At 67.5% G+C, this 24,697-nt stretch carries 33 protein-coding genes; 26 read left to right on the top strand and 7 right to left on the bottom strand.

Features of this window, described 5'->3' with window-relative positions:
* Positions 1 to 509 precede the first annotated feature (509 nt).
* The 19 genes from ACWAUG_RS09590 (at position 510) to ACWAUG_RS09680 (ending at position 10,762) form a co-directional block, all read left to right on the top strand.
* Complete coding sequence (locus ACWAUG_RS09590; RefSeq protein WP_460802266.1) at positions 510 to 728, top strand: hypothetical protein; 219 nt, start codon at positions 510 to 512, stop codon at positions 726 to 728.
* 32 nt (positions 729 to 760) lie between these two features.
* Positions 761 to 1,273 (top strand): hypothetical protein, encoded by a 513-nt coding sequence (locus tag ACWAUG_RS09595; RefSeq protein WP_460802267.1) that lies wholly within the window; start codon positions 761 to 763, stop codon positions 1,271 to 1,273.
* Positions 1,270 to 2,001: a bifunctional DNA primase/polymerase gene (locus ACWAUG_RS09600; protein ID WP_460802268.1), complete on the top strand. Its 732-nt coding sequence runs from the start codon at positions 1,270 to 1,272 to the stop codon at positions 1,999 to 2,001. Before ACWAUG_RS09595 ends, ACWAUG_RS09600 begins: the two co-directional genes overlap by 4 nt.
* On the top strand, positions 1,998 to 3,338 hold the full coding sequence (locus ACWAUG_RS09605; protein WP_460802269.1) for an AAA family ATPase: 1,341 nt from the start codon (positions 1,998 to 2,000) through the stop codon (positions 3,336 to 3,338). The genes ACWAUG_RS09600 and ACWAUG_RS09605 overlap by 4 nt, the downstream gene beginning before the upstream one ends.
* 183 nt (positions 3,339 to 3,521) lie before the next feature.
* A complete protein-coding gene (locus ACWAUG_RS09610) occupies positions 3,522 to 3,716 on the top strand; it encodes a hypothetical protein (protein WP_460802270.1) in 195 nt (64 codons plus the stop codon).
* 169 nt (positions 3,717 to 3,885) lie between these two features.
* Positions 3,886 to 4,251 carry a hypothetical protein gene (locus tag ACWAUG_RS09615; protein ID WP_460802271.1) on the top strand — a complete coding sequence of 122 codons (366 nt, stop codon included), beginning with the start codon at positions 3,886 to 3,888 and terminating at the stop codon, positions 4,249 to 4,251.
* Positions 4,248 to 4,550, top strand: coding sequence for a hypothetical protein (locus ACWAUG_RS09620; RefSeq protein WP_460802272.1), 303 nt, complete (start codon positions 4,248 to 4,250; stop codon positions 4,548 to 4,550). The genes ACWAUG_RS09615 and ACWAUG_RS09620 overlap by 4 nt, the downstream gene beginning before the upstream one ends.
* A complete protein-coding gene (locus tag ACWAUG_RS09625; protein ID WP_460802273.1) occupies positions 4,547 to 4,852 on the top strand; it encodes a hypothetical protein in 306 nt (101 codons plus the stop codon). The genes ACWAUG_RS09620 and ACWAUG_RS09625 overlap by 4 nt, the downstream gene beginning before the upstream one ends.
* Positions 4,849 to 5,130, top strand: a complete 282-nt coding sequence (locus ACWAUG_RS09630) for a WhiB family transcriptional regulator (RefSeq protein WP_460802274.1) — start codon at positions 4,849 to 4,851, stop codon at positions 5,128 to 5,130. Before ACWAUG_RS09625 ends, ACWAUG_RS09630 begins: the two co-directional genes overlap by 4 nt.
* Positions 5,117 to 5,344: a hypothetical protein gene (locus ACWAUG_RS09635; RefSeq protein WP_460802275.1), complete on the top strand. Its 228-nt coding sequence runs from the start codon at positions 5,117 to 5,119 to the stop codon at positions 5,342 to 5,344. Before ACWAUG_RS09630 ends, ACWAUG_RS09635 begins: the two co-directional genes overlap by 14 nt.
* Before the next feature lie 62 nt (positions 5,345 to 5,406).
* Positions 5,407 to 5,982: a hypothetical protein gene (locus ACWAUG_RS09640; protein ID WP_460802276.1), complete on the top strand. Its 576-nt coding sequence runs from the start codon at positions 5,407 to 5,409 to the stop codon at positions 5,980 to 5,982.
* Between the two features lie 11 nt (positions 5,983 to 5,993).
* On the top strand, positions 5,994 to 6,146 hold the full coding sequence (locus ACWAUG_RS09645) for a hypothetical protein (RefSeq protein WP_460802277.1): 153 nt from the start codon (positions 5,994 to 5,996) through the stop codon (positions 6,144 to 6,146).
* Positions 6,147 to 6,461: 315 nt separating this feature from the next.
* Entirely contained in the window at positions 6,462 to 6,956 is a 495-nt protein-coding gene (locus tag ACWAUG_RS09650; RefSeq protein WP_460802278.1) for a hypothetical protein, read from the top strand.
* The gene (locus tag ACWAUG_RS09655) at positions 6,953 to 7,210 is read left to right on the top strand and encodes a hypothetical protein (protein ID WP_460802279.1); all 258 of its coding nucleotides are present in this window, start codon (positions 6,953 to 6,955) and stop codon (positions 7,208 to 7,210) included. The genes ACWAUG_RS09650 and ACWAUG_RS09655 overlap by 4 nt, the downstream gene beginning before the upstream one ends.
* Positions 7,207 to 7,509 carry a hypothetical protein gene (locus tag ACWAUG_RS09660; protein WP_460802280.1) on the top strand — a complete coding sequence of 101 codons (303 nt, stop codon included), beginning with the start codon at positions 7,207 to 7,209 and terminating at the stop codon, positions 7,507 to 7,509. Before ACWAUG_RS09655 ends, ACWAUG_RS09660 begins: the two co-directional genes overlap by 4 nt.
* Positions 7,506 to 8,153, top strand: a complete 648-nt coding sequence (locus ACWAUG_RS09665) for a recombinase family protein (protein ID WP_460802281.1) — start codon at positions 7,506 to 7,508, stop codon at positions 8,151 to 8,153. The genes ACWAUG_RS09660 and ACWAUG_RS09665 overlap by 4 nt, the downstream gene beginning before the upstream one ends.
* A gap of 355 nt (positions 8,154 to 8,508) precedes the next feature.
* A complete protein-coding gene (locus ACWAUG_RS09670) occupies positions 8,509 to 8,961 on the top strand; it encodes a hypothetical protein (protein WP_460802282.1) in 453 nt (150 codons plus the stop codon).
* A 116-nt stretch (positions 8,962 to 9,077) separates the two neighbouring features.
* Positions 9,078 to 9,638, top strand: coding sequence for a hypothetical protein (locus tag ACWAUG_RS09675; RefSeq protein WP_460802283.1), 561 nt, complete (start codon positions 9,078 to 9,080; stop codon positions 9,636 to 9,638).
* A gap of 194 nt (positions 9,639 to 9,832) precedes the next feature.
* The gene (locus ACWAUG_RS09680; protein ID WP_460802284.1) at positions 9,833 to 10,762 is read left to right on the top strand and encodes a hypothetical protein; all 930 of its coding nucleotides are present in this window, start codon (positions 9,833 to 9,835) and stop codon (positions 10,760 to 10,762) included.
* A 213-nt stretch (positions 10,763 to 10,975) separates the two neighbouring features.
* On the opposite strand, the gene ACWAUG_RS09685 is transcribed toward ACWAUG_RS09680, so the two are convergent.
* The 6 genes from ACWAUG_RS09685 to ACWAUG_RS09710 are packed head-to-tail and all read right to left on the bottom strand — an operon-like array spanning position 10,976 to position 17,506.
* Complete coding sequence (locus ACWAUG_RS09685; protein ID WP_460802286.1) at positions 10,976 to 12,370, bottom strand: recombinase family protein; 1,395 nt, start codon at positions 12,368 to 12,370, stop codon at positions 10,976 to 10,978.
* 45 nt (positions 12,371 to 12,415) lie between these two features.
* Positions 12,416 to 13,198 carry an ABC transporter ATP-binding protein gene (locus ACWAUG_RS09690; protein WP_460802287.1) on the bottom strand — a complete coding sequence of 261 codons (783 nt, stop codon included), beginning with the start codon at positions 13,196 to 13,198 and terminating at the stop codon, positions 12,416 to 12,418.
* Complete coding sequence (locus ACWAUG_RS09695; protein WP_460802288.1) at positions 13,195 to 14,109, bottom strand: ABC transporter ATP-binding protein; 915 nt, start codon at positions 14,107 to 14,109, stop codon at positions 13,195 to 13,197. Before ACWAUG_RS09695 ends, ACWAUG_RS09690 begins: the two co-directional genes overlap by 4 nt.
* Positions 14,102 to 14,965, bottom strand: a complete 864-nt coding sequence (locus ACWAUG_RS09700) for an ABC transporter permease (RefSeq protein ID WP_460802289.1) — start codon at positions 14,963 to 14,965, stop codon at positions 14,102 to 14,104. Before ACWAUG_RS09700 ends, ACWAUG_RS09695 begins: the two co-directional genes overlap by 8 nt.
* Positions 14,962 to 15,981: an ABC transporter permease gene (locus tag ACWAUG_RS09705; RefSeq protein ID WP_298039905.1), complete on the bottom strand. Its 1,020-nt coding sequence runs from the start codon at positions 15,979 to 15,981 to the stop codon at positions 14,962 to 14,964. The genes ACWAUG_RS09700 and ACWAUG_RS09705 overlap by 4 nt, the downstream gene beginning before the upstream one ends.
* A 4-nt stretch (positions 15,982 to 15,985) precedes the next feature.
* Positions 15,986 to 17,506 (bottom strand): ABC transporter substrate-binding protein, encoded by a 1,521-nt coding sequence (locus tag ACWAUG_RS09710; protein ID WP_460802290.1) that lies wholly within the window; start codon positions 17,504 to 17,506, stop codon positions 15,986 to 15,988.
* Between the two features lie 121 nt (positions 17,507 to 17,627).
* Between ACWAUG_RS09710 and ACWAUG_RS09715 the strand changes: the two genes are divergently transcribed.
* The 7 genes from ACWAUG_RS09715 to ACWAUG_RS09745 are packed head-to-tail and all read left to right on the top strand — an operon-like array spanning position 17,628 to position 24,328.
* Complete coding sequence (locus ACWAUG_RS09715; protein WP_298039901.1) at positions 17,628 to 18,326, top strand: alpha/beta hydrolase; 699 nt, start codon at positions 17,628 to 17,630, stop codon at positions 18,324 to 18,326.
* Complete coding sequence (locus tag ACWAUG_RS09720; RefSeq protein WP_298039898.1) at positions 18,323 to 19,615, top strand: O-acetylhomoserine aminocarboxypropyltransferase/cysteine synthase family protein; 1,293 nt, start codon at positions 18,323 to 18,325, stop codon at positions 19,613 to 19,615. Before ACWAUG_RS09715 ends, ACWAUG_RS09720 begins: the two co-directional genes overlap by 4 nt.
* A gap of 13 nt (positions 19,616 to 19,628) precedes the next feature.
* Positions 19,629 to 20,687: an LLM class flavin-dependent oxidoreductase gene (locus ACWAUG_RS09725; protein WP_298039896.1), complete on the top strand. Its 1,059-nt coding sequence runs from the start codon at positions 19,629 to 19,631 to the stop codon at positions 20,685 to 20,687.
* Between the two features lie 4 nt (positions 20,688 to 20,691).
* Positions 20,692 to 21,693 (top strand): Gfo/Idh/MocA family protein, encoded by a 1,002-nt coding sequence (locus ACWAUG_RS09730; protein WP_298039894.1) that lies wholly within the window; start codon positions 20,692 to 20,694, stop codon positions 21,691 to 21,693.
* Positions 21,686 to 22,741 carry an NYN domain-containing protein gene (locus ACWAUG_RS09735; RefSeq protein WP_460802291.1) on the top strand — a complete coding sequence of 352 codons (1,056 nt, stop codon included), beginning with the start codon at positions 21,686 to 21,688 and terminating at the stop codon, positions 22,739 to 22,741. Before ACWAUG_RS09730 ends, ACWAUG_RS09735 begins: the two co-directional genes overlap by 8 nt.
* Position 22,742: 1 nt before the next feature.
* Positions 22,743 to 23,360: a DUF4166 domain-containing protein gene (locus ACWAUG_RS09740; protein ID WP_298039886.1), complete on the top strand. Its 618-nt coding sequence runs from the start codon at positions 22,743 to 22,745 to the stop codon at positions 23,358 to 23,360.
* On the top strand, positions 23,357 to 24,328 hold the full coding sequence (locus ACWAUG_RS09745) for an epimerase (protein ID WP_298039884.1): 972 nt from the start codon (positions 23,357 to 23,359) through the stop codon (positions 24,326 to 24,328). The genes ACWAUG_RS09740 and ACWAUG_RS09745 overlap by 4 nt, the downstream gene beginning before the upstream one ends.
* Here the strand turns inward: ACWAUG_RS09745 and ACWAUG_RS09750 are convergent.
* Positions 24,325 to 24,693, bottom strand: coding sequence for a PLD nuclease N-terminal domain-containing protein (locus ACWAUG_RS09750; protein ID WP_460802292.1), 369 nt, complete (start codon positions 24,691 to 24,693; stop codon positions 24,325 to 24,327). The two genes, ACWAUG_RS09745 and ACWAUG_RS09750, sit on opposite strands and share 4 nt — an antisense overlap.
* Positions 24,694 to 24,697 lie beyond the last annotated feature (4 nt).

The raw sequence follows: 24,697 nt of genomic DNA on the forward strand, positions 1-24,697 counted from the left end.
CTGGGCTTACTCTCGCCACGGACGAAATCCCGAAAGTGCGAGAGCGCGTGCGGTGTGGCAGCATAGTGCACATGTCGTCGAACGTCAAGCTAACCTGCCGGGGCACCGCGCAGTACGTGCACCCTGTGCGTACCGTGGCTCAGTTCCGGTGGGATGACGGCTGGGGTCGGGTGCACAACCGGGAGAAGCGTGATTCGGTCGTGCTTCTGCCGGACGGTGAACTGAGCATGGTGCACCACCTATGGTGCAGCGATCCCAGGTGCCAGCGCTCGCAGGGTGGAACCATCCCGACTGAGCTACTCTACTCCTTGCTCGACTATGCTCGTGAACACGGCGGAACTGAAGTTCCGCTCGGCTAACGCCACGTAGTACCAACAACTGAACATCAGTCCTCACGCCACTCGTGCAGTAACTAGAAGTGGCTGGGTGCTTAGACCGAGGTTCCTCATCACGAGAGGAATCTCCTGTCGGGCGCGCTCTGCGCCAAGCACCCCTCAGGACGGTGTTCCATGGCTACCCACAAGCCACTCACCCCGCATCAGGCCGTTGGTCCTGTTGCTTACTACGCCAGGATCGGTGATGCCGAAGGCGAGCGCGAAGCGCGCCGCAACCTGGCCGAAGCGAAGATCACCGCTGTAATCAACAAGGCGCTTGCTGCTTCGCCGAAACTCTCAAATCAGCAGATTCATCGAATCACGTCGCTACTGCGCTCTGGCGGTGCGCTGTGAGTCGCCGCAATCCGCTCCACGATGACCCCCGCGTGTCCACGCACGGCGAGGGCACCTACGGCGTGCGGTTCGTGCAGTTCGTCGTGTCGGGTGCGCCTGGTGGGCACAGCGTCGTGGAGACCGTCAACCTGTTCCCCACGCGCAAGGAGCGCGACACTTACGCCCGCAAACTGCGCAAGGAGCGAAAGGGCAGCCGTAAGACCCGGCCTGTGATCGAGACCTTCGAGGTCGAACTAGCCGAGCTGCGCTGGTTTGCTCCTGTGTACCAGCAGGCAGTCCTCATCGACGACGAGCAGGCTGCGCACCGCTACGGCATGGTTCGCATCTTCGACACCAATCCGCCTGTGTACGACGTGCGCTTCGCCAAGGACGAAGAGGAACTGCGCTGGATGCTGGCTGCCCAGTGGGAGGACGGCGAACGACGCACCCCACACCCTGGCGAGCCGAACGCGCCCTTCGACGTGTACTACTTCGCCCCGGATGAGCTGCCGCACTTTGTCGGCGTGGTCGAGCTGGACGACGAAGACGGCGAGGCCGACGCATGACGGTCAAGGTCGGCTCTGCGCTGCGGCTGGCCCGTGCGGGCTGGCGGGTGCTGCCGCTGAACGGCAAGAAGCCCTTCATCACCGACTGGGTGAACCGGGCCACGACCGACGAGGACACGATTCGCGACTGGTGGGCCGAGCAGGACTACAACGTGGGCGCGGTGATCCCGCACAACCACGTCGTGATCGACATCGACCCGCACAACGGCGGCAGCTTGGCAGCCCTTGAAGACCTCGCCGGGGTGGAGATGCCGCCCACGCTGTCCATCCTGTCGGGCCGGGGCGACGGCTCGGTGCACCTGCACTACCTCCGCCCGTTCCCGAAGGTGACCAAGCTGCGCATGCCAGCCGGTATCGACGTCCTCGGCGCGGGGCGTCAGGTGGTCATGCCGCCGAGCCTGCATCCCGATACGAAGAAGCGCTACCGCTGGGGCGACGAACTGCCCGTGGCCCGGCTGCCACTCGAAGTCGTCGCGCTGATCAAGCCGAAGCAGCACAAGCCCCGTCGGCCGGGCCAGGGCAAGAACGTGAGCGGGCTGATCTCTTGGCTGCGCCGTCAGCCGAAGGGGGAGCGGCATGACGCGCTGGTGTTCTGTGCGCTCGTGCTGCGCGACAACAACGCCCCCGAGCGGCACGTCCGCAAGGTCGTCGATGCAGCCGTGGATATCGGCTTCGACGCAGAAGAAGCCCGCCGAGTAATCGAGTCGTTTAGAGAGGCATCAGCATGACCACCACCGCCACCAGGCCGAAGCGCCGCACCGTGCGTGCAGCCGCCGAGGTCAGCCCGAAGCCCCGGACACCGGCTGCCGCGGATCAGGACGGCACGCTGTCGCCCGAGGACGACGCCAAGGTGAACCGATACAGCGCACGACAGGCACTCAAGGATGAGACCGCTGAACAGGTGCTGCGGATGGAAGCCCGCGCCAAGGCCGAAGAGGCGCTGGCCCGCAAGCGGGGACTCATCGGCCCGTGGGAGCCGGTGGACCTTACCGACGTGGTTCAGGGCATCAAGGATGGCACCCTGCCGCCCATCGTCCCGGAGATGCTGCGCATGGAACCGAGCGGCAGGCTCCTGCTGTACGCGGGGCGCGTGAACGGCATTCATGGGCACAGCAACGCGGGAAAGTCATGGACGGCGCTGCTGGCGTGCAAGCAAGCGCTCGACGCGGGCGAGACCGTGTTCTACATCGACTACGAGGACGACGAGCGCGGCATTGTGGAACGCCTGCTGCTGGTGTACCGGGTGCTCCCGAAGGTCGTGAAGGAGCGGTTCATCTACCTGCGCCCGAAGACGCGGTTCGACCAGAAGAGCGTCGGGCGGATGTTGGAGCGGTGGCAGCCGTCGCTGGTCGTGATCGATGCGATGGGCGGCTCGCTGTCGATGGAGGGCCTCAACTTCATGGATGACAACGACATCATCAAGTGGACGTTCTTGGTGTCGGGGTTCATCGCCGGTCACGGAGCTGCCGTGCTGCTGCTGGATCATCTCCCGAAGGACACGCCTCCCGGCACGCTTTGGCCGACCGGCAGTCAGCGCAAGCGCGCGGCCATCACGGGAGCTCAGTACCTGCAGGAACGGGTCATCGCGTTCAGCCGAGGTAAGTCGGGTTACGCGAAGATCGTCGCCGCGAAAGACCGGCACGGTAATGCGTCCGAGGCCGAGGTCGTCGCTCACCTGAAGGTGGACAGCGTCCATAGGCGAGTCAAGGGGCGCGCAGAACCCCAGCTCGTGACGCGCGTCAGTCTGGTGGATGCGCCGTCGCAAGAGATGGTCGATGCGATCAAGTTCAAGAGCACTGCGAAGGCATTGTGCAAGGCGCTCGAAGACGCTGGTGCGCTCGCCGGGGCCGACGACAAGGCGCTCACGCAGACGCCTCTCCAGACAGCCGTAAAGGGCGACAAGCGCTACAAGGTGCAGGTCATCGGTCAGCTGGTGCAGGCGGGCTTCATCCATGCGGACAAGCGCGGGAAGGTCGCCGACAACGCGCCCACGTACCACACGCTCATCAAGCCGTGGGACGACAACTGGACGCCCGAAGAACTCGAGCTGGTGGATCCGTCATGAACGCGCTGCAAGCCCTCGCGTGGGTTGTGGGTTGGCGTGGGTTGGCAACTCACTCGCTGGTGGTGGGTTGTGGGTTGCCGCCCTAAGGCAAACCCACAAACCCACCCAGCACCAGGGGGCAAATAGGGGTCTCCGTGGGTTGGGAGCACGGGCGACGGCGAACGACCGAGAAGGAGGCCGGCGATGAACAGACAGCAGCGTCGAGCAGCAGCCAAGGGCGCGGGGGTCGATGCGCGAGTGGTGCAGTACGCGAAGTCGTACAAGTGCCCCGACTGCGACTCGGACACCGGCGAGGTCACGCGCGATCGGTTCGGGGTGCATCACGCCACGATCCTGCACGACCCGACGTGTCCCCGGCTGAACGGCATTACGCCCTAGCAACCTCAGCGGCTGTGTGGCCGATCCCAGCTTCACACAGGAGGACCAGGGGCCATGCATCACGCACGACCAAGGGCACAGCGCCCTGCCACGGAACGAGCCATCTGGCCGGATGCCCTACGGCTGGCAGCACCAACACATGAATTCACGAATTGAAAGGAACAACATCATGCCAATCAAGAACTTCAAGCCCATCCCTGCTGGCGACTGGATCATCCACGTTGTGAACGCCAGTCGTGAAGAGAACGGCGCTGTGACCTACGGGCACGAGGCGCACACAGTCGTCGGCTGGGGCACCGAAAACGGCTGCACCCTTCCCTTCTACTGGGACAAGCTCGTGCTGAGTTCCGTGGACGAAATCGAGTGGTACGGCACGGACGCTGAGGGCGCACCCTACGGGACGGAGTGGGTGGTGCTCCCCCGAGGCACGTACCCCGACAGGGACGCACTCCTCAAAGGTGCGAAGTATCACCTGAAGTGCGCCGAAGCTGAGGCCAGGGAAGCTGCCAAGAAGGTGCGCAGGGCGCAGTCATGAACGAGGACATCCAGCGGCTGCACGGAACCTTCGCTGAGCTGGAACAGGTCACCGTGACCGAGGACGAGCGTGGCGTGCCCGCCTACATCAAGGTCGACCGGGACATGGTCGGCGTGGCGGTGAGCGCCCGCCTGCTCGCGCCCCGCACGGCTCCTGCAGAGCCACCAGCGGCCCCACGGTGCCCAACTACCCCGGCTGCACCGGCCCAGGTCCGCAGAGCAGGCCAGACGGACAGCCAGGACGAGACCCTGCCCAGCCCCACGCGGGCCATGCACCACCAGGAAGGAATCACACTGTGAGCACTACGACAGGCACCGACGCCGACAACCCCTTCGTGCAGGTGATCGCGACCGACGGTGACGACCGCTGGCCCACCCTGAGCGACGACTGGGCCGACCTGCTGGCCGTGCTCAGCGAGGGGACGTACACGATGGCCGAGCTGATCGCTACCACGGGCATCCCGCGTCGCACCGTCAAGGGGCTGCTGTACCACGGCAGGCGAGCGGGCCGCGTGTGGCGGGGCAACACCCAGCGCCGGGAAGAGGTCGCGCCGGACTTGTGGACCGTCTACAGCGTGCTCGGGTTCAGGGCGCTGCCGTGACTGCTGAAGACCTTGCCTGGCAGGCACTCAGCGATGCGCTGGACGAGGTGACGCCGCGTTGCACGGACAACCCCCTGTTCACGGCTGACCGGCTCACGAACGAGGAACAGGAGGCATGCGGTCACATGTGCGCGAGCTGCCCAGTGTTCGACCTCTGCGATGCCTACGCCAAGGCAGCCGGGGTGAAGGCGGGCTTCTGGGCAGGGCGTCAGCGGTCAGCCAAGCGCAACCGGGCAGACGAGGTCACACCACCAGGGGGCAGCGATGCAGATCACTGACGAAATGGTGGAGCGCGCTTGCGAGGCGTTCGGCGGGATCAGGTCACCCGACTGGGAAGCCGCCGACGACTGGGAGAAGGAACAGGTGCGTGAGCACATGCGTAAGGCGCTTGCCGCCGCGCTCACTTCGCAAGCTATCGCCACGCTCCAGGCGGAGGCCTGGGACATCGGCTTCCGTACCGGCCAGAACGGCGTCCGCCTGGCACGGCGCTAACCATCAAAGACCACCGCGCCGGACGGTATCCGGCAACCATCACCGAACAGAAGGAACACATCATGGCTATCAAGCACACCCCGCTCAGCGCACAGAACGAGCTCACCGGCAAGGTCGAGGGCTTTCATGCGCGGGCCAACGCGACCAGGGAGGCGTACTACGCCAAGCGGGAGGAGATCCTCCGCGACGACCGCCTCAGCGACACTGCCAAGGTGGCCGACCTGGCCGAACTGACCACGGCCACGAACACCCAGCTTCAGTCCATCAAGGGCGAGCAGCAGGCATACGTCAGCGGCCTGATCGCCACCCTGACGAAGGAGCTGTACGGGAACCAGCCGACCGACGCCAACTCGATCATGCTGCGCCGTGACGCCAGGGAGCGCGCACGCAAGATCGAGACCCAGCGTGAAGCGCTGGAAGCACTCCGTGACGCCGTGAACAGCGGTGACGAGAGCATGGCGCACGCCATCGGCACCCGTGGCCGGGACAACGTCTGGCTCAACGTGGCCGACGCCTGGAAGGAAGCCTTCCCGTCGACCGCTGGCGTGGCCGAGGCGCTGCACTACGTCGAGGGCTACACGTCCGACGGCGCGTACAACCTGGCAAACAGCATGGCCTACGCCAGCCCCGCCGAGTAAGGGTGCCGAACATGCGAACGCACAAGAGCATCGGCCAGCGGAACGCCGAGCGCGCTGAGCGCAAGGCCAAGGCACTCGCAGACCGTGCAGCCGACGCCCCGGCGCGGGCAGAGCGTGAGGCTGCTGCTGCCGAAGTTCTGCGCAAGCGCGGCACCGAACTCTGACGCCGCAATGACTGGGTGAGGGGTACTTTCCTACCTTTCAGCCCCTCACCCTCGCTGGGGAGTAGTGCCCCCAGCGGCCAGCGCCCCTGCTGATCTCTTCTCTCCGTCGGCGGGGGCGCTGCGCACCAGACCTGCACCCCCTTTCGTGACAGTCCCCGTGGTTGGTGGAGTCGCGGAAGGGGGTGCAGCCACGTTCAGCAATCCGCTCAAGGATGAGCAACTTAGGTTCGCAATTTGCCTACTGCCACCCCCAGGGGCTAACGTGCCTCCATCGAACAAATCTACGAATGTTCGCCACCGCAAGGAGTCCACACCATGACCATCGCAATTGACTCGTACTTCGGCACCGAGCAGCCCTACGCCCTGTCCACCAAGGACCCGGATGCCCACTGGACCGACACCGTCGTCAGCCAGGGGCACGCCGACTACTGCGCCACCTACGGGCACGCCACGTTCGCGGTCGCCAGCACCGGCAAGCTGTCTGAGCGGTGTGGCCGGTGCAGCGAGCTGCTGGCGGATGCCACCCCCACGGCTACCGTGGACACCGAGCCTGACGCAACCACACCGCGCACGGTTCTCATCGGGGTCAACGACAATCAGGGCTACGCGCCCGACCAGATCAGCACGCACATCACGCTCGGGGCCGTGCTGCAGTCCATCCAGGACGCCATCGATGAGTTCGGTGAGGATGCCAAGGTCGTGCTGAACAACGGCCAGCGCCACGGGGCCAGCTACGGCGCGTTCGTCCGGGCCTACGGCAACGCGCTAGAGATCACCGACGCTGAGCAGGACGAGGAGGCGGGCTGGTGAGCGCCTACCCCGACGCCCTTGCCGGTGCCCTCGCATGCCTGGCCGACAACGCCGTGCCCGAGCTTGTGCATGCGGCTGAGCGCGCGGTGCAGCAGGGTACTCACACCTGGATGCCCGACCCTGCCGTGCCTGGCGTGTGGGGGCTGGCCCTGCCCGGTGGCTATGTGGACGCACCCCGTGCCGACGTCGTGGTGTACTGCGCCGAGGGGGACTTCACGGCCAGTGACGCCTTCACGATGGAGGCCATGCGATGAACCTTGACGCCTACTGGGCTGCCTACGATGCGACCCTTGCCCGCGTGCGGCAGGAGCAGCCCGACACCTTCGCCAAGCTGAAGACCATCCTTGACGCCTTCGAGCCGCCGAGCAGCGGGGACGCGTTCTTCCCTGGTGGTGCTGACGACACCCTGGGTGATGCCCTGCGCGATGCGGGCTGGGCTATCAACTGGCGCGAGGGCGACTACCTGTGGGACGCACGGCACCCGCGCACCGGGGCACGGCTGGAGCACGTTGAAGGCGACGTGTTCGACCGCACCAAGGGGGCCACGCGATGACCGTCATGATCGGCTATCTTCGGGTGTCCACGGTGGAGCAGGCCAGCAGCGGCCTGGGGCTTGCCGCCCAGCGCGACACCATCCAGCGCTATGCCGACGCGCACGGCTGGGAGGTCGAGTGGTACGTGGACGCGGGTATCAGCGCCAAGTCGCTAGACCGGCCCCAGCTCACGGCTGCACTGGATCGCCTGGCTGCCAGCCGCAAGCGCCGGGACGTTGACGGCCTGATTGTGGCGAAGCTGGATCGCCTGAGCCGTAGCGTGCGGGACTTCGCTGAACTGCTGGTGCTGGCCCGTGCCCGCAAGTGGTCGCTCGTGGCGATCGACCTCGGTGTGGACACCGGCACCCCGACCGGCGAGCTGGTGGCTAACGTGATGATGGCCGTGGCCCAGTTCGAGCGCCAGGTGATCAGTGAGCGCACCAAGGCAGCCATGCAGGCAGCCAAGCGCCGGGGCGTGACGTATGGTCGCCCGTCTGCGCTGCCCAAGGCCACGGCTGATCGGCTGCTGGCGCTGCGCAAGCGTCACACCCTGGCTGCCACGGCCGATCTGCTGAATGCTGAGGGGTACATCACCGCCAGCGGCAAGCCGTGGACGCTGAACGCCGTGGTCAAGACCCAGCGCCGCATCCTGGCTGCTGCGTAACCTTCGCCACCACCGAGACCCCTGGGCCAGCACGCGCCTGGGGGTCTCTGGCGTCCCTGGGGGTGCCTACCACCCCACGCCAGCCACGCAAGGACGCCAGCGGACGCGAGACGGACGCCCGGGACGAGATGCAGCCGGTGCCTACGGCAGCGCCGGGGCATGCAGCACCGTCCAGCCGTGGCGGGTGTGGCCCCTGGGGTTGCCTGTGGGCCAGGTTGAATGCCCCGCGCCGACCCTGCTGACAGGTGCAACACGCTCGGATTTCGAGTGCCATTTGCGAACCGATCTCCCGGTGAGGCAGGGTTCAATGCATTCGAACAACTGTACGAATGTCACACCAACCAAGGAGGCCGTCATGGCTAGCAAGAACACCACCGTCGAGACCGTTGAGGCTGCCCAGTTCGATGAGGCTGAGCCCATCGTCTACGCGGCGATCACCCGCATGATGGAGGCCCACGGCATCACGGTGCAACACGCCCGGTACAAGGCCATGCGCGCCATCGCGTTCCAGGCGTTCGTCAACGCGATTGAGGACGGCAGCTTCGATGCCCTGGTGGACGAAGCGATCGACAACGCGGGCAACCTGCCGCGCGGCTGGGAACTGGCCAACATCAAGAAGGCCACCGCGCCCACCAGCCAGAGCAACGTTCAGAAGGCGGCTGCCACTCGTAAGCCCCGCGCCACCAAGGGCAGCACCGTCGCCACCGCCGAGGGCGTCGTGATCGCTGAGCAGCGCCACGTGGACGCTCCGGCTGCCAAGCGCACCCGCAAGCCTGCTGCCAAGCCTGCACCGGCAGCCAAGGCATGAGGCCTCGCCGTGCTCGATCCAGCTTTCAACGGCCTCGACCTGCTGCTGTTCGTGGCGTTCGGCGCGCTGGTGTGGAAGCTGGTTCGGCGGTGAGCTGGCGTAGGGCGATCATCGGCATGGCTGGCGCGGGGCTGACGGTGTGCCTGCTGGGGGCTGCCGTGCTGCCTCCGCTGCTGACCCCGACCGCGCCCGCTCGGTTGGAGGCAGTCGCCGCGCCCGTGGCCAGCCCCACGCCGCTGCCCAGCCTCACCCCGGCTGCCGAGCTTGCCATCACGCGTACCACGGACACCATCTGGGCCAGCCAGTCGGGAGACAGCCTGCCCATCACCTACACGACGCCGCGAGTGATGCAGGCGGGCACGGTGTACGTCCAGCTGACCGGCGTGCGCATCCGCGAGGACGAGGCCAGCCAGGGTCGCCAGGTGGTCAGGTTCGAGCTGGTGGACGCGCTCACCAGGGACGTGCTGGGCGCGGCTGACACCACCAGGGTTGACGGTGTGGACGGCGACGCTGCTGTGCTGGCCACCCTGACCGCGCCGCACGCCACCTACCTTCGGGTCAGTGCGGAAGTCCGGGGCGAAAGCACCTGTGACGGCTGCGAGGCTGGCGGCTACACCTATGAAGCCCCGATCTGGCACACGTGGAAGGCGCTGCTGCAATACGACAAGGCAGGCTGACCGGCCTGCTGCTCTCCCCCTCACGATGACCCCTGGCCCCGGCCGCCGACTCATAGTCGCGCCAACTTCTATCACATTGGGCAGCCGTTGTCTGTAGGTCAAAAATCCTATAGACAGAACTTGGATCGGATGCAACAATACGTTGGAGGGGGGTTCCTCGACCGAGGTTTCTCTGCGCAAGAGGATTGGAATTTATGATGAAGGTCAAGAGAAAGACATTACTGGGGGCATGTGCGCTCCTTCTGTCTGGTGCGCTGGTCGCTTCAGGCGTTACGGCGGCCAACGCACAGGAAGGCGACCCTGTCGCGAATGCGATCGAGCAGGCGCCGCTAAGCGCGCAGGTTATCAATGATCAGCACGAGTCGACCTCGCTTGAGCTGAGCACTGGTGAAGGAGCGCTCGCCGCTAAGAACCAGAACAATCAGGACGCGAGCATTTCGTACGACCTTGACTCGGGCCTTTCGCTCAAGATCACAGCCCAGGACAATAAGAGTTCGAGTGGCGCTGACACCACAGCGCAGGTGCTTTCGGATGAGAGCGCGCGGCTCCTAACAGTCTTCACCGACCCGAACGCGAGTCTTGTTTCCAAGTACTCAACAGAGATCCCGGAAGGTTGGACTGCTCAGAAGCGTTCGGATGGAGGCTACGACATCGTGCCCGGCGCCATTCTCCGCGACGGCCTAGAGAAGAATGGCATCAGCGGGGATTTTGTCTTGGCTACAATTGACGCTCCATGGGCAGTCGATGCCAATGGAGCAGAAGTTGAAACCTCCTTCCAGCTCGTGGGCAATCAGCTCCAGCAGCGTGTGCAGCCGGACACGAACACCGTCTTCCCCGTCACCGCAGATCCCCGCGTAGTGGGCCACGGCTACTACTTCTCCATCTACTACAACAAGTCTGAAACGCGCAGCATGCGAGACACCGGCGCGGTTGTGGGGTTCATCCTTGCCGCTGGCGCAGCGATTGCAGCTCTGCCAGGAGGAGTGGCCGTCACGGCCGTGCTGTACACGGTCGGTGCGGGCGCGGTGGCGGCGATTGCCACCGTGGCTGGCAACGCGTCTGGTGAGGGTCGTTGCCTAAAGCTGGATGTTCCTTCATTCATCCCCACGAGTGTGAAGTGTTAGGCTTTCCCGCATGCTTTGGATGATGATGTCCGCGATGTTCTTCCTGGTGGTGTTCTTCGCCATCGTGAGCAGGGCGCGTAAGAAGCGTCCGAGAAACCGGCAAACATCGAACGATTGAAGTTATCCCGAAGCGCCCTCGCCGAGGGGAGCTTTGCCAGTGAGCGCCCGTTCTCCCATATTGGGAGCGCGGGCGTTCTGCGGCAAGCCCCGAAGCTAGCTCGGATCGGTGGGGATTTCCCGCCACACGAAATCAAGGCGCTCGGCGTCGAACGTGTTGCCCCTGCGCGTGGCAGGCCGCACCAGCACGGCCTCTAGCAAGCCCTCGATGACGGCCCTACGATGGTCTACGCTCATGCGATCCCATCCGGCGCGATCCACCTTGGCCAGCTCGGGCGCTGCACCGGCTGCCTCGATGCGTCGGCGCTGGCTGCGTAGCTCGTCCCGCTCGGCCTCCAGTGCGGACACGGCAGGGAACACAACCTCGGCTGACAGCTCGCGCGCCGTGAAGGATGCCATGAGCTGCGCTATGGACGCTTCAACCTCGGCCAGTCGGTCGGCATCGGGGAACTCGGGCTTGGGTGCTTCCAGGTCAACTGTCGCCAGCTTGGCCAGCGTCAGGCGGGTGACAATGTCGTCCACGGGGGCCACGCTCGCCGCCACGACGTGTCCGTTGCCTGAGCAGCCGTAGGTCGGATACTTGGCCGCGTTGCCGTACATCACCGCGCCGCACACGCCACAGCGCAGAGTGCCCGTCAGCAGGTAGTGCCGTGCGTTCTTGTGGGGCACGCGCGAGCGAGTGTCCTCGGCGCTGAGTGCAGCCACCAGGGCGTCATGCGTGGCCTGATCCAGCATCGGCTCCCACTGACCGCGCACCGGCTGCCCGTCGCGACCGATAGCGATCTGCCCCTGGTGGATGCGCCACCCAGCCAGCCGGGGTGACTTGAGCATGCGAGCCAGTACGTGCCCTTGCCACGGCCTGCCCGTGCTAGTGGTGACCCCGGCCTCGTTCCAGCGCCGCGCGATCGCATATGCGCCAACCCCGCCGATGATGTCCGTAGCGGCCTCACGGATCAGCTTGGACTCCTGCGGGTGCAGCTCACGCCCACCGGACAGCCAGCCGAAGGGTCGCGTCCCCGCTACCGGCTTACCCTCCTGCGCGCTCGCCAGATGCTTTCGTGCCACGCGCTCGGCGGTGCGTTCAACCTCGGCAGCGTCCACAGACGCCTTGATGCGCGCCACCATGCGCCCGTCAGCCGTGGACAAGTCGTCATTGCCCGACACCACCGTCATGATGCGCACGGCGTGCTGCTCGTACAGGGTGATGAGCTCTTCCAGTTCCAGCGGTCGACGCGTCAGGCGGCTGTTCGAGTACGACACGATCACGCCGAACTCACCTGCACGGGCACGACGCAACATGTCGGCGTACTGCGGGCGCACCTTCTTACGGGATCGCGTGCTGGCCCCAATGTCGTTGTCGCTGAAGACCGCTACGACGTTCAGGCCATCACGCTGGGCAAGGTCGCGGCAGTCCTGTTCCTGTCGCGCGACACCGAGCGCTTCGCCTTCCGCGTCAAGGGAGATGCGGGTGTAGATAGCTGCATTGGCCACATCAAAACCTTACACATGGTTACTGCACACGCTGGTCCTCCAGTGTCAGGGGCGGTTCGCCGTGGGTGTGCGGATCAGGGGGACGGACTCGATGAGCCGCCGGGTATAGGGATGCTCGGGTGCGGTGACCACGCGACGGGTCGGGCCGTCCTCGACGATGGTGCCCCGGTTGAGGACGACGAGCCGATCGCTCATCGCGGCGAGAGAACCGATGTCGTGGGAGATCACGAGCATCGCGATATCGCTCCCCCGGCGATCGCGCAGCGCGATGAGGGCCTGGACGACCCGGTCGCGGCTCGCCGCGTCCAGAGCGCTCACGGGTTCGTCGAGGACGAGGAGTCGCGGCTGAACCACGAGGGCGCGGGCGATCGCGGCGCGCTGCCGTTGCCCTCCGGACAGGCCCGCGGGCAGCCGGGAGATGAGATCGTCGTCGAGGCCGACCGCGTCGAGCGCCTCCGCCAGGCGGCGCTCCGCCTCCCCCGCGGGGATTCGCGCGATGCGCAGGCCCTCGGCGATCGAGTCGACGACGCGCACACCGGGATCGAGGGAGCGCAGTGGATCCTGGAAGACGTACTGGACGGCGCCCGAGCGGCGCCACGCCCGCAGCGCCCGCCCGCGGAGCCGGGTGACGTCGACGCCCGCCACGCGGATGCTGCCCGCGGAGGTGACCGCAGTGCGCAGCACGGTTCGTGCAATGGTCGTCTTGCCGGATCCGGATTCGCCGACGACACCGACCACCTCGCCGGCGCGGACGCGCAGCGAGACGCCGTCGAGGATGCGGGCGCCATCGTATTCCACCCGGATCCCGTCGAGTTCGAGAGCATTCATCCCAGATACCTCTCCAGACCGTAGGCCGCGTGCGCGGCGAGAAGTTCGCGGGTGTACGGGTGGCCGGGGGCGCGGAGCACGCGGTTCACCGCCCCCGCCTCGACGACGCGGCCGTCGCGGAACACCTGCACCCGGTCGCAGACCTGGGCGACGACCGCGAGGTCGTGCGAGACGAGCACGAGCGCGAGTGAACGCTCCGCGCGCAATCGGGCGAGCAGCTCGAGGATCTCGGCCTGCACCGTGACGTCCAGTGCCGTGGTCGCCTCATCGGCGATGAGGACCGCGGGATCGGCGGCGAGCGCCATCGCGATCAGGACGCGCTGGAGCATCCCGCCCGAGAGCTGCGCAACCCGCTGCCGGAAGACGAGGTCGACCCGGCGGATGCCGAGGTCGTCGAGGAGCTCCCGGGCCTTCTCCCGTGCCTGTCGCGCGGGGACGCCGGCGGTGACGCGCAGGGTCTCCTGAAGTTGGGCCCCGATCGGGATCGCGGGGTGCAGATAGGAGGCGGGGTCCTGGAACACGGCGGCGATGCGAGTGCCGCGCACCGTGCGCCAGAGTCGCTCCGGGGCGTGGGTGAGGTCGTCGCCACCGATACGGACGGATCCGCCGGTCACCCTCAGCCCTTCGGGGAGGATCCCGAGCAGGGCCCGGCAGGTGAGGGTCTTGCCGCTGCCGGACTCCCCCACGATGCCGAGAGATTCGCCGGGGTGGACGACCACGGAGACGCCGTGGACGAGTTCGACGCCCTCGCCCGTCGCGATGCGCAGATCCTCGACGGATGCCGCGACGGGACGGATCGTGGATGCCTCGTCGAACGACGGCGCAGGACCGGGCCCCGCGGGAGGCGCGACAGGGTGCGTCGCCGCCGGCGCCGTGCGGACCGGCGCGGTGCGCACTCGGGTGTCAGACATGGGTCTTCTCCGGGGTTCGGGGTCGACGCGGCACCGCATCCGCTCCGAGAGCGTCGCGGGCGGCGTCGGCGAGCAGGTTGAGGGAGGCGACAGTGAGGATGATCGCGAGAGCGGGCGCGAGCGGGCCGAGCGGGCGCCGGCTGAGATAGCCGAGGTCGCTCGCGAGCATCCCTCCCCATGTCGGATCGGGCGGTTGCACGCCGATGCCGAGGAAGGTGAGGGAAGCGACCGTGAGCAGGGCGCTTCCCAGCGCGGAGATGCCCGCGACGACGAGGTTCGGAGCGACCTGACGCGAGACGTGCCGGGTGAGCACCCACCAGGCGGAAGCACCGAGCAGTGCCGATGCCTCGACGTAGGGCGATTCGCGCACCCGTAATGTCGCGGCGCGGGCCACGCGGAAGAATCCGGGCGCGATCAGGATGCCGATCGCGAGAGTCGCCTGGATGAGGCCATTGCCCAGCAGAGCGGCGAACACGATCGCGAAGAGGATGAACGGCAGGGACAGCAGCGCGTCGACGGCGCGAAGTGCCAGCCATTCGCCGACCCGCGGCGCGAATGCGCTCAGCGCACCGGGGACGGCACCGACGAGGAGACCGATGAGTGCGGCGCCGACGGCGCTGAGCAGAGATGCCGGTGCCCCGGCGAAGAGCCGCGACAGCACGTCCCGCCCGAGGTAGTCGGTTCCGAACAGGTGCGCGGGCGTCGGGTTCTGCAGGGCGATCGCGGTGTTCTGCGCGAGCGGGTCGTACGGCGCGAGCGCAGGGCCGGCGACCGCGAGCACGAGCACGCCGAGCAGCAGCAGGAGCGAGATCCGCAGCGTCCATCCGGAGTCCCACAGGCGGGAGAGGGCGTTCATGCGGCGCTCCGAACGGTCCCGCTGGTACGGGAGATGACGATGTTGATGCTCACGCCGATGATGACGACCATCGCGATCGTGACGAGGAGCACGCCCTGGACCACGGGGATGTCCCCCTGCAGCGCCGAGCGGTTCGCGAGCTGCCCGAGTCCGGGCATCCCGAAGATCATCTCGGTGATCACGGCTCCGCCGATGAGTCGCGGGGTCTGGACCGCGAGCACCGCGAGCGCGGGCGCCGCGGCGATCGGCAGCGCGTGCCGCCAGATGATCCGCGACGGCCCCAGGCCGTGCACCCGTGCGCCGGTGATGAAGTTCTCCCGCAGCGTGCCGACGAGCGATGTGCGCAGCTGCCGGGCGATGTCCGCGCTGGCGTCGAGGCTGAGCGCGAGCGACGGCAGCACGAGGCAGCTCAGCCATCCGATGATGCTCTGCTGCGGCGGGACGTATCCGGCCACCGGGAAGATCGGGATCGCGTAGGCGAAGAGCAGGATCAGGGCGATCGCCGCGACGAAGGCGGGAACGGTGGCGGAGACCGTGCTCAGCAGGGTGACTGCCCGGTCGATGATGCTGCCGCGGTTGACGGCGGCGAGCACCCCGCCGGCGAAACCGAAGACGAGTGCGAGCAGGATCGCCCCGCCGGCGATCGACAGGCTCACGGGGAATGCCTGCGCGATGCTCTGGGACACGGGGATCGTGGTGAACCAGCTGTTGCCGAGGTCGCCGGTCAGCGCGCCGGCGATCCAATCGAGGTAGCGCAGGAGAAACGGCCGGTCGAGTCCGAAGACCGCGTTGAGACGATCGACGTCCTCCTGCGTGGCGACCTCTCCCAGCGCGACGGCCGCCGGGTTCGATCCGCTTGCGGCGCCCAGGGCGAACGTCGCGAACGTCGCGAGGACGAACACGGTGACCGCGGTGCCGAGCGATGTGAGGACGAGGCGGACGACCGGCCATGCGCGTCGGGCGACCCGCGTTTCCTCCTCCTCCGGCGCCGGGGGCGCCACGGTCACGGTGGTCATCCGATCAGCCCTCCACCTTCACGTCTTCCCAGCGCTGCACGTCGAGCCAGTGCTGGATGCCGGTGATGCGGTCATCGTGGATGAGGATGCGCGGCCAGCTGAACAGGAAGGTGTTCGGCTGCAGCTCGACGCCGATCGCGACGGCATCCTGCAGGCGCTGCGCGTACTCGGGGTCATCGGTCGGGGTGGCCCGAGCGATGTCGATCGCCTCGGTGAGCGCGTCCGGCGTCTGGCGCCCCAGGTTCATCAGTCCCTCAGGGCCGTAGAGCACCTCGAGCGCCTGCAACGGCGACTGGCGTCCCGAGTAGCTGTCGAGAACCAGCGGGTAGGTGCGCTGCACGTAGTTCTGCGATGCCGCGGAGGCGGACTGCACGTTCAACGTCACACGGATGCCGGCCTCGGCCCACTGCGCCTGCAGCAGCTCGGCGAGCGCCGTGTCGTCCTCGGCGAGCATGAGCGAGATGTCGATGCCGTCGGGATGGCCGGCCTCGGAGAGAAGCGCCTTCGCCGCCGGGATGTCGTGGGGGTAGAGGTCGTCGAGGTCCTCGTTGTACGCGACGTACCCGTCGGGGAACGGCTGCCAGTTCGGTGTGCCGTGCCCGAAGTAGATCGCATCGACGAGCGCTTGACGATCGGTCGCGTGGCTGATGGCCTGCAGCACCCGCTGGTCGTCGAAGGGCGCGACCGTGGAGTCGACGTCGAGGGCCCGCACGGTCAATGCCTTGATCTCTTCGACGTCCAGGCCGGCGTTCTCCGCCGCCTGCGCCTGCGAGGCCGGGATGATCGAGACGTCCCACTGCCCGGATGTGATGCCGGCGACTGCCGTGGTGTCATCCGCGACGGGCACGACGTCGAGCTCGTCGATGAAGATGCGATCGGCGTCCCAGTACTCGTCGTTCTTCTCGAGGGCGGCGTGCGCGTTGGGCACGTACTCGGTCAGGGCGAACGGCCCGGCGCCCGCGGGCTGGGTGGCCAGCGACTCGACGTCATCGAAGGCGGCGGGGTTCACGATGAAACCGGTCTTGCCGGCGAAGAGGTAGGGCACCTGGTAGTCGGTCTGGTCGAGGTGGACGGTGACGGTGTGCGCATCGATCTCCTCGACCTCGGTGACGATGCGCAGCTGACCGGCGAGCGTGGAGTTCTCCTGGTTCTGACCGCGCTCGATGTTCAAACGCACGGATTCGGACGTCACGGGAGATCCGTCGCTGAAGGTCGCATCCTCGCGCAGGTGGAAGGTCACCGCGGTTCCCTCCTCGTTGTACTCCCAGGTCTCGGCGAGCCCCGGAACCGGCTCGCCCGCGGGATCGAGTTGCGTGAGGCCGTCGTAGACGAGGGCGAGGGCGTGCGTGTCCCACCCGGCGATCGACGTCACGGGATCCCAGCTCGTCGGCAGGCGCCACCCCCAGGTGAGCGATGTGCCGGTGTCGCTGCCGGTCGAGCCCGATGATGCCGTCGCGCAACCGGTGAGAGCGAGGGCGGCGACGGTCAGCGCGGCGAACGGTGCGAGGCGGTTTCGTGGAGTCATGGATGCGAACGTAGGGCCGCTGCAGACCCGCGCAACAGGGATGACGATGCGGGACGACACGGATCGAAACAGTTCGACACATCGGTGACTCGGGCCGCCCTCGCCCCAGAACATGGACCGCATGAGCACCGATTTCTCCCCCTCCGCCCTCTGGCCGGCCGAGCGCGTGCGCGGCACGATCGCCCTCGTCACGGGACGCGGCGAGCGCGCCCCCGTCTACGAGCGCTTCGGCCGGCGCCTGAGCGCCGATGGGTACTCGGTCGCCGTCTTCGAGGGCGATGCGGAGGCCGCGGCATCCTGGCTCGGCATCGTCGAGGGCGGCGTGCGCGTGCTCGCCGGCTCCGATGCCGGTGCGTCGTCGGTGCTGCGGGTGCTCGCGCAGGGTGCGACGGCGGATGCTGCGATCATCGCGGGCCTCGTCGTCGATCTCGCCGACGCACCCGATGATGCTCAGCGCACGGCCTGCCCGCTGCATCTCGGGGTTCTGGCCACCGACGCCGCCCGATCGTCGCACAGCGTCTCCGATTCCCTGCCGGATGCTGCGGACCTGGCCGCGATCGGTGTGCCGGTGATCGCGTTCCAGGGCGGCGCCGATCCGGTTTCTCCGTTCGAGGAGGCGGTCGAGGCACTGCGCGCGGTCCCCGATCTCACTCTCCACGAGACGGTCGACGGTCTGCACGATGCCCTCAACGACGCCTCGCACCGCAGTGTGGCGGCGACCATCGTGCTGTGGCTGGAGCGGTTGCGCACGGGCGATCCGCGCGCACTGATCGTGCAGCCGGTCCCGGTCGGTGCACGGTCGCCGGAGTTCACGGCGTGAGTGCGTTCTCCACCGCTCAGGTGCAGACCGGCTATGACGCCGCCGTCCCGCAGAACAGCGCGGTGCCTCCGATCCACCAGACCGCCGCATACGAATTCGCCTCACTCGCCGATGCGGCCGATGTCTTCGCGCTTCGCACCCCGGGGAATCTCTACAGCCGCAGCGCGAGTCCCACGCAGCTCATCCTGGAGGAGCGCGTCGCCGCTCTCGAGGGCGGTGCATCGGCCGCCGCTGTCGCCTCCGGACAGGCCGCGGTCGCCCTGACGCTGCTGGCCCTCGTCGGTCGCGGCGGGCATGTCGTCGCCGCCGAGCAGCTCTACGGAGGAACGGTCGATCTGCTGCAGGACACGCTCGCGGATCTCCGCATCCCGGTCACCTTCGTCGATCAGGACGACACGGATGCCTGGCGCCAGGCGATCCGCCCCGAGACGCGCGTCCTGTTCGCCGAATCCGTCGCGAACCCCATCGCGCAGGTTCTCGATTTCCGCGCCATCGCCGACATCGCGCAGGGAGCGGGCATTCCCCTCGTGATCGACAACACGGTCGGCACGCCCTATCTCGTGCGCCCTGTCGAGCACGGCGCAGACTTCGTGGTGCACTCCGCGACGAAGTTCCTCGCCGGACACGGGTCCTCGCTCGGCGGCGTGGTCGTGGATCTCGGCACGTTCGACTTCGGCGCGGAGCCCGAGAAGTGGCCGCAGTTCACCCGCCCCTATCCGCGTTTCGGCGATCTTGTGCTGCAGGAGCGCTTCGGCATCGGCCGGGCGTTCGTCCCGCTGTTCAAGACCAAGTACGTGCATGATCTCGGACCTTCCCTGTCGCCGTTCAACGCGTGGCAGATCCTGCAGGGCATCGAGACGCTCGATCTTCGCGTCGCCCGCCAATCGGCGACGGCGTTGATCCTCGCGGAACACCTCGCGCAGCATCCGAAGATCGCCGCCGTCCATCACCCGGGTTTGGCGGACAACCCCTGGCACGGCCTCGCCCAGCGCTATCTGCCGCACGGCGCCCCTTCGGTGTTCTCCGTCGATCTCGTCGGCGCAGAAGAGGCCTTCCCGCACCCGCGCGTGGCGACCGTCATCGACGCTCTCGAGGTGTTCCGGCTCGTCGCGAACATCGGCGATGCACGCAGCCTCGTCAACCACCCGGCATCCATGACGCACTCGCACCTGAGCGCCGAGCAGCGCGCCGCCGCCGGGATCTCCCTCAACACCATTCGGCTCAGCGCGGGGCTGGAAGATCCCGCCGACCTGATCGCCGACCTCGACCGCGCTCTCGCGCACGCCTGACCTCTGGAGAATCATGGGCATCAATCTCGGATACTGGACCCCCGTCTACGGTGGTTTCCTGCGCAACGTCACGGATGAGGGGCGGATGGCCGCGACCTGGGAGCATATCCGCGAGGTCTCGGTGAAGGCCGACCGGCTCGGATTCCACACCACGCTCGTCCCCGAGCTGTACCTCAACGACCGCAAGGGCGTGGAGGCTCCGAGCCTGGAGGCCTGGTCGCTGTCCGCCGCGATCCTTGCCGTCACCGATCACCTGCGCGTGATGACCGCCGTCCGCCCGGGCTTCCACCTTCCCGCGGTGCTCGCCAAGACCGTCTCCACGCTCGACACGATCGCCCCGGGACGCATCGCCCTCAATGTCGTCGCCGCCTGGTGGGCGGAGGAGGCTCGCCAGTTCGGCGGCGACTTCCCCGCGCACGATGCCCGCTACGACCAGGCGCGCGAGTTCGTCGAGGTGCTCGAGGGCCTCTGGTCATCGACCCCGTTCTCCTACGCCGGCGAGCACTACCGACTCGAAGGCACGATCGTCGAGCCCAAGCCCTCCGCCGCGCCGATCGTCTTCGCCGGAGGCGAGAGCGATGCCGGCCGCGAGGCGATCGCGAATTTCGCCGGCGCCTACGTCATGCACGGCGGCACCCTCGACGAAGCCCGCCGCAACGTCGCCGACATGAACGCTCGCTCCGAACGCATCCACGGCCGTCCCATCGCCGAGTTCGGGATGCCGGCCTACGTCATCGTCCGAGACACCGAGGCCGAGGCGCTGCGCGAGCTGGAGCGCATCACGACCGTCGATCAGAACTCTCCCGGCTACGCATCGTTCGAGCAGTTCCGCGCGAACTCGCACCTCTCGCTCGAGGTCAGCCGCCGCGAATACTCCGTCGGAACCCGCGGTCTGCGCCCCAACCTCGTCGGAACCGCCGAGCAGGTCGCCGAGCGGATCGCCGAATACGCGGATGCCGGAATCGATCTGCTGCTCATCCAGGCGTCGCCCCTGGATGAGGAGCTCGATCGCATCGCCGAGCAGGTCTTCCCGCTCGTCCCGCAGGAGGCGCTGTCATCTGCTCTACGCTGAGATCATGACTGGTCTTCGGTGGGGAATCCTGGCAACGGGCGGCATCGCCCATGCATTCGCGTCCGATCTGCGCACCGCGGGTCTGGACCTCGTTGCGGTCGGCTCACGGTCGCAGGCATCCGCCGATGCCTTCGCCGAGAAGTTCGGCATCGCTCGCGCCCACGGCTCATACGAGTCGCTGGTCGCGGACCCCGATGTCGATATCGTCTACGTCGCGACGCCGCATCCGATGCACCACGCCGATGCCCGACTCGCCCTCGAGAACGGCAAGCACGTCCTCGTCGAGAAGGCCTTCACCGTCAACCGTGCCGAGGCCGACGACCTCCAGCGCCTCGCCGCCGAGCGCGGCCTCATGGCGATGGAGGCCATGTGGACACGGTACCTGCCGCACATGGTCCGCATCCGTGAGATCCTCGCCGCCGGTGCTCTCGGTGAGATCCGCGCGGTGATGGCCGATCACACGCAGCTGCTGCCTTCCGACCCCGCGCACCGTCTCAACGCGCTGGAGCTCGGCGGCGGGGCCCTGCTCGACCTCGGCATCTACCCCCTGTCGTTCGTCTGGGATGTGCTCGGCGCCCCCGTGAGCGTGCAGGCCAGCGCCCGTCTGATCGAGACGGGTGCCGACGCCGAGATCGCGACCGTCATGACGCACGCCGGCGGCGCGGTCTCCACGACGCTGTCCTCCTCGCGCGCCGCAGGCCCCAACACCGCGACGATCATCGGAACCGAGGCGCGCATCGAGATCGATCGCGTCTGGTACTGCCCGACGGGCTTCCGCCTCGTCGGTCCCGATGGCGAGGTCCGCGAGAGCTATGAATCGCACGTCGAGGGCCGCGGCATGCAGTACCAGGCCTTCGCCGCCGAGGGAGCGGTGCTCCATGGCGACCCGGCCGGCGGATCGCTCGCCCTGCCCATCTCCGAGAGCGTCGCGATCATGGGTCTGCTCGACGAGATCCGCACCCAGATCGGGGTCCGCTACCCCTCCGAGGTGTCGAGCGATGACTGACAACGCCGACGCCCGCGTGGCGGTCTACCTCGACTTCGACAACATCGTCATCAGCTGGTACGACCGCGTGCACGGCCGCAACGCATACAGCAAGGACCGCCAGCGCATCAGCGAGAACCCCGACGACCCCGAGATCGCCGAGAGGCTCGCGCAGGCGGTGATCGGGGTCGGCGCGATCATCGATTACGCCGCGTCCTTCGGCACGCTCGTGCTCACCCGCGCCTACGCCGATTGGTCCTCGCCCGTCAACGCCGACTACCGCTCGCAGCTCGTGGCCCGCGCCATCGATCTCGTGCAGTTGTTCCCCGCGGCGGCGTACGCGAAGAACGGCGCCGACATCCGCCTCGCGGTGGATGCCGTGGAAGACATGTTCCGCCTGCCCGATCTCACGCACGTGGTGATCGTCGCCGGCGACAGCGACTACGTCCCCCTCGCCCAGCGCTGCAAGCGCCTCGGGCGCTACGTGATCGGCGTGGGCGTCGCCGGCTCCACGGCGAAGTCCCTCGCCGCGGCGGTCGATGAGTTCACCTCCTACGACTCGCTCCCCGGCATCCGTCGCCCCACCGTGCAGAAGCCCGCCGCGGCCAAGCCCGCAGCGAAGAAGACGGCGGACAAGCCCGCAGCGGCGGAAGCCGCGAAGAAGACGGATGCCGCGGCCCCCGCCGCGGCGAAGGCGAAGACCGCCGACGCGGCCAAGAAGGAGCCGGCGAAGAAGACGGCGGCCACGGGCGCCGCTGCGAAGAAGGCACCGGCGAAGGCCGCACCGACCAAGAAGGAGGAGGCGGGATCCTCCATCCCGAAGACGCCCGAGCAGACCGAAGCGACCGCCCTCCTGGAGCGCGCACTGGGGCTCGGCCATGAGAAGAGCGACGGCGACGACTGGCTGCACAGCTCGACGATCAAGAACCTCATGAAGCGCATGGACCCGGCGTTCAACGAGAAGCCCCTGGGGTACAAGTCCTTCTCCGACTTCCTGAAGTCGCGGGACAAACTGGCCGAGCTCAACACCGACGCGCAGACCCACATGGTGCGCCTGCGCAACCGCTGACATGCAGCATGTTCCCCGCTCGCCGTACGCGCGCGCCCTGGGCAGTCGCCTCGACGAGCTGCACCCCCGTCTGCGCTCCTACTTCTCGCCGTTGCCCGAGGGCTGCATCGGCGTCGGCGAGGGCGTCTTCCGGCGGGTCGGCACACCGCGGCGCTGGCTGTGGCGCTTCCTGAAGCCGCTGCATGATCGTGGTGTCGTCTATGCGGGCTGGCAGATGGCGGTTCCCTTCCGCATCACGAACCGGCTCGTCTCGACACGCCTGGTCGGCGAGCGCGATTTCCTCATCCCGGGACAGGAGTGGCGTATGAGCGACGCCGTCTCCCTGACGCCGCACGGGCGCATCGTGGATGAACTGGGTGAGCCCTCGATCGTCGCGGCGAGCTTCGATGTGGATGTGGACGACGGGGCGCTGATGCTCACGAGCCACCGCGTCGGCGTCCGGCTGGGGCGACGGCGCATCCGGGTCCCCCGAGCACTGTCCCCCGTCATCCGGCTGCGCGAGAGCTTCGATGATGCGAGCGATCGGCAGCGCGTGGCCGTCACGATCGACATGCCGCTGCTCGGCCGCATCTACGAATACAGCGGAGATTTCACCTACCGGATCGAGGAGGACGCATGACTGAGGGACGAATCGTCCTGGGCGGTTCCTCCGGTTTCATGGGACGCCACCTGCAGGAGAAGTATCGGGCCGCCGGGCGCGAGGTCGTCACGATCTCCCGGTCGGGGGCGGATCTCACCTGGCAGGACCAGGCCGGAATCGATGCGGCCGTCGATGGCGCCTCCCTCGTGATCGGGCTCGCGGGCAAGAGCGTCAACTGCCGCTACACCCCGGAGAACCGGGCCGAGATCTTCCGCTCCCGGCTGCAGACGACATCAGCTCTCAGCCGGGCGATCGCTGCGGCGCAGCATCCGCCCGCACTGTGGGTCAACTCCTCGACGGCGACGATCTACCGCCACGCCGAGGACCATCCCCAGACCGAGTCGACCGGCGAGATCGGCACGGGATTCTCCGTCGAGGTCGCGAAGGCCTGGGAAGAGGCCCTCTTCGCGGATGACCTGCCCCGCACCCGCCGCGTGGCGCTGCGCAGCACGATCGTCCTCGGAGACGGTGGCGTTCTCGGGCCCCTCCGAGGCCTCGCCCGGCTCGGGCTGGGCGGTGCTCAGCACGACGGATGGTGGCCCGTCTCCCGCGCCCGCCGCGAAGCGGGAACCGCTCACCTTCCCGGCGCGCGCCGCGGAGCCCAGAAGTTCAGCTGGGTTCATCTCGATGACGTCGTCCGGATCATCGACTTCCTCGAAGAGCACCCCGAGCTGGAGGGCCCGATCAACGCGGCGGCTCCCCATCCGGTCGACAACCGGTCGTTCATGGCCGCTGTGCGGCGCACGCTCGGCACACCTTTCGGCCCGCCGATGCCGCGCTGGATGCTGGAGATCGGTGCGATCGGGATCCACACCGAGACGGAGCTCATCTTGAAGAGCCGATGGGTGCTCCCCGAGACGCTCACCGACGCCGGCTTCGTCTTCTCATACCCGACCCTGGATGCGGCCCTCGCCGATTCCTTCGGCCGCCCCGGAACGACCGCTTAGTCGTTCGCCGATTCGCCTCGCTTGCGCTTGGCGATCTCCTCGCGCAAGCGCCACTCCTCGATCTCGCGGTCGAGGTCGGCGATCTGCTGCTCGGTCGTGCGGGTGTCGGCGGACGCGGCTTGCGTCGGCGCCGCCGTGCGCGCCGGACGCGCCTCCCGCCTCGGGACGCGCGGCAGGCGGATACCGCCCTCGCCGTACTCGCGGCCGACAGCGAACCACAGCACGCTGCCGATGAAGGGCAGGAGGATAACCAGCAGCAGCCAGACCATCTTCGGCAGGTGCTTGACCTGTGACTGGTCGCGGGTGATGAGATCGATCAGCGCCGCGATCGTCACGGCGAAGATGAGAATCGAGAGCAGCGGCATGACT

It is taken from the genome of Microbacterium sp. GXF6406, assembly GCF_054798215.1.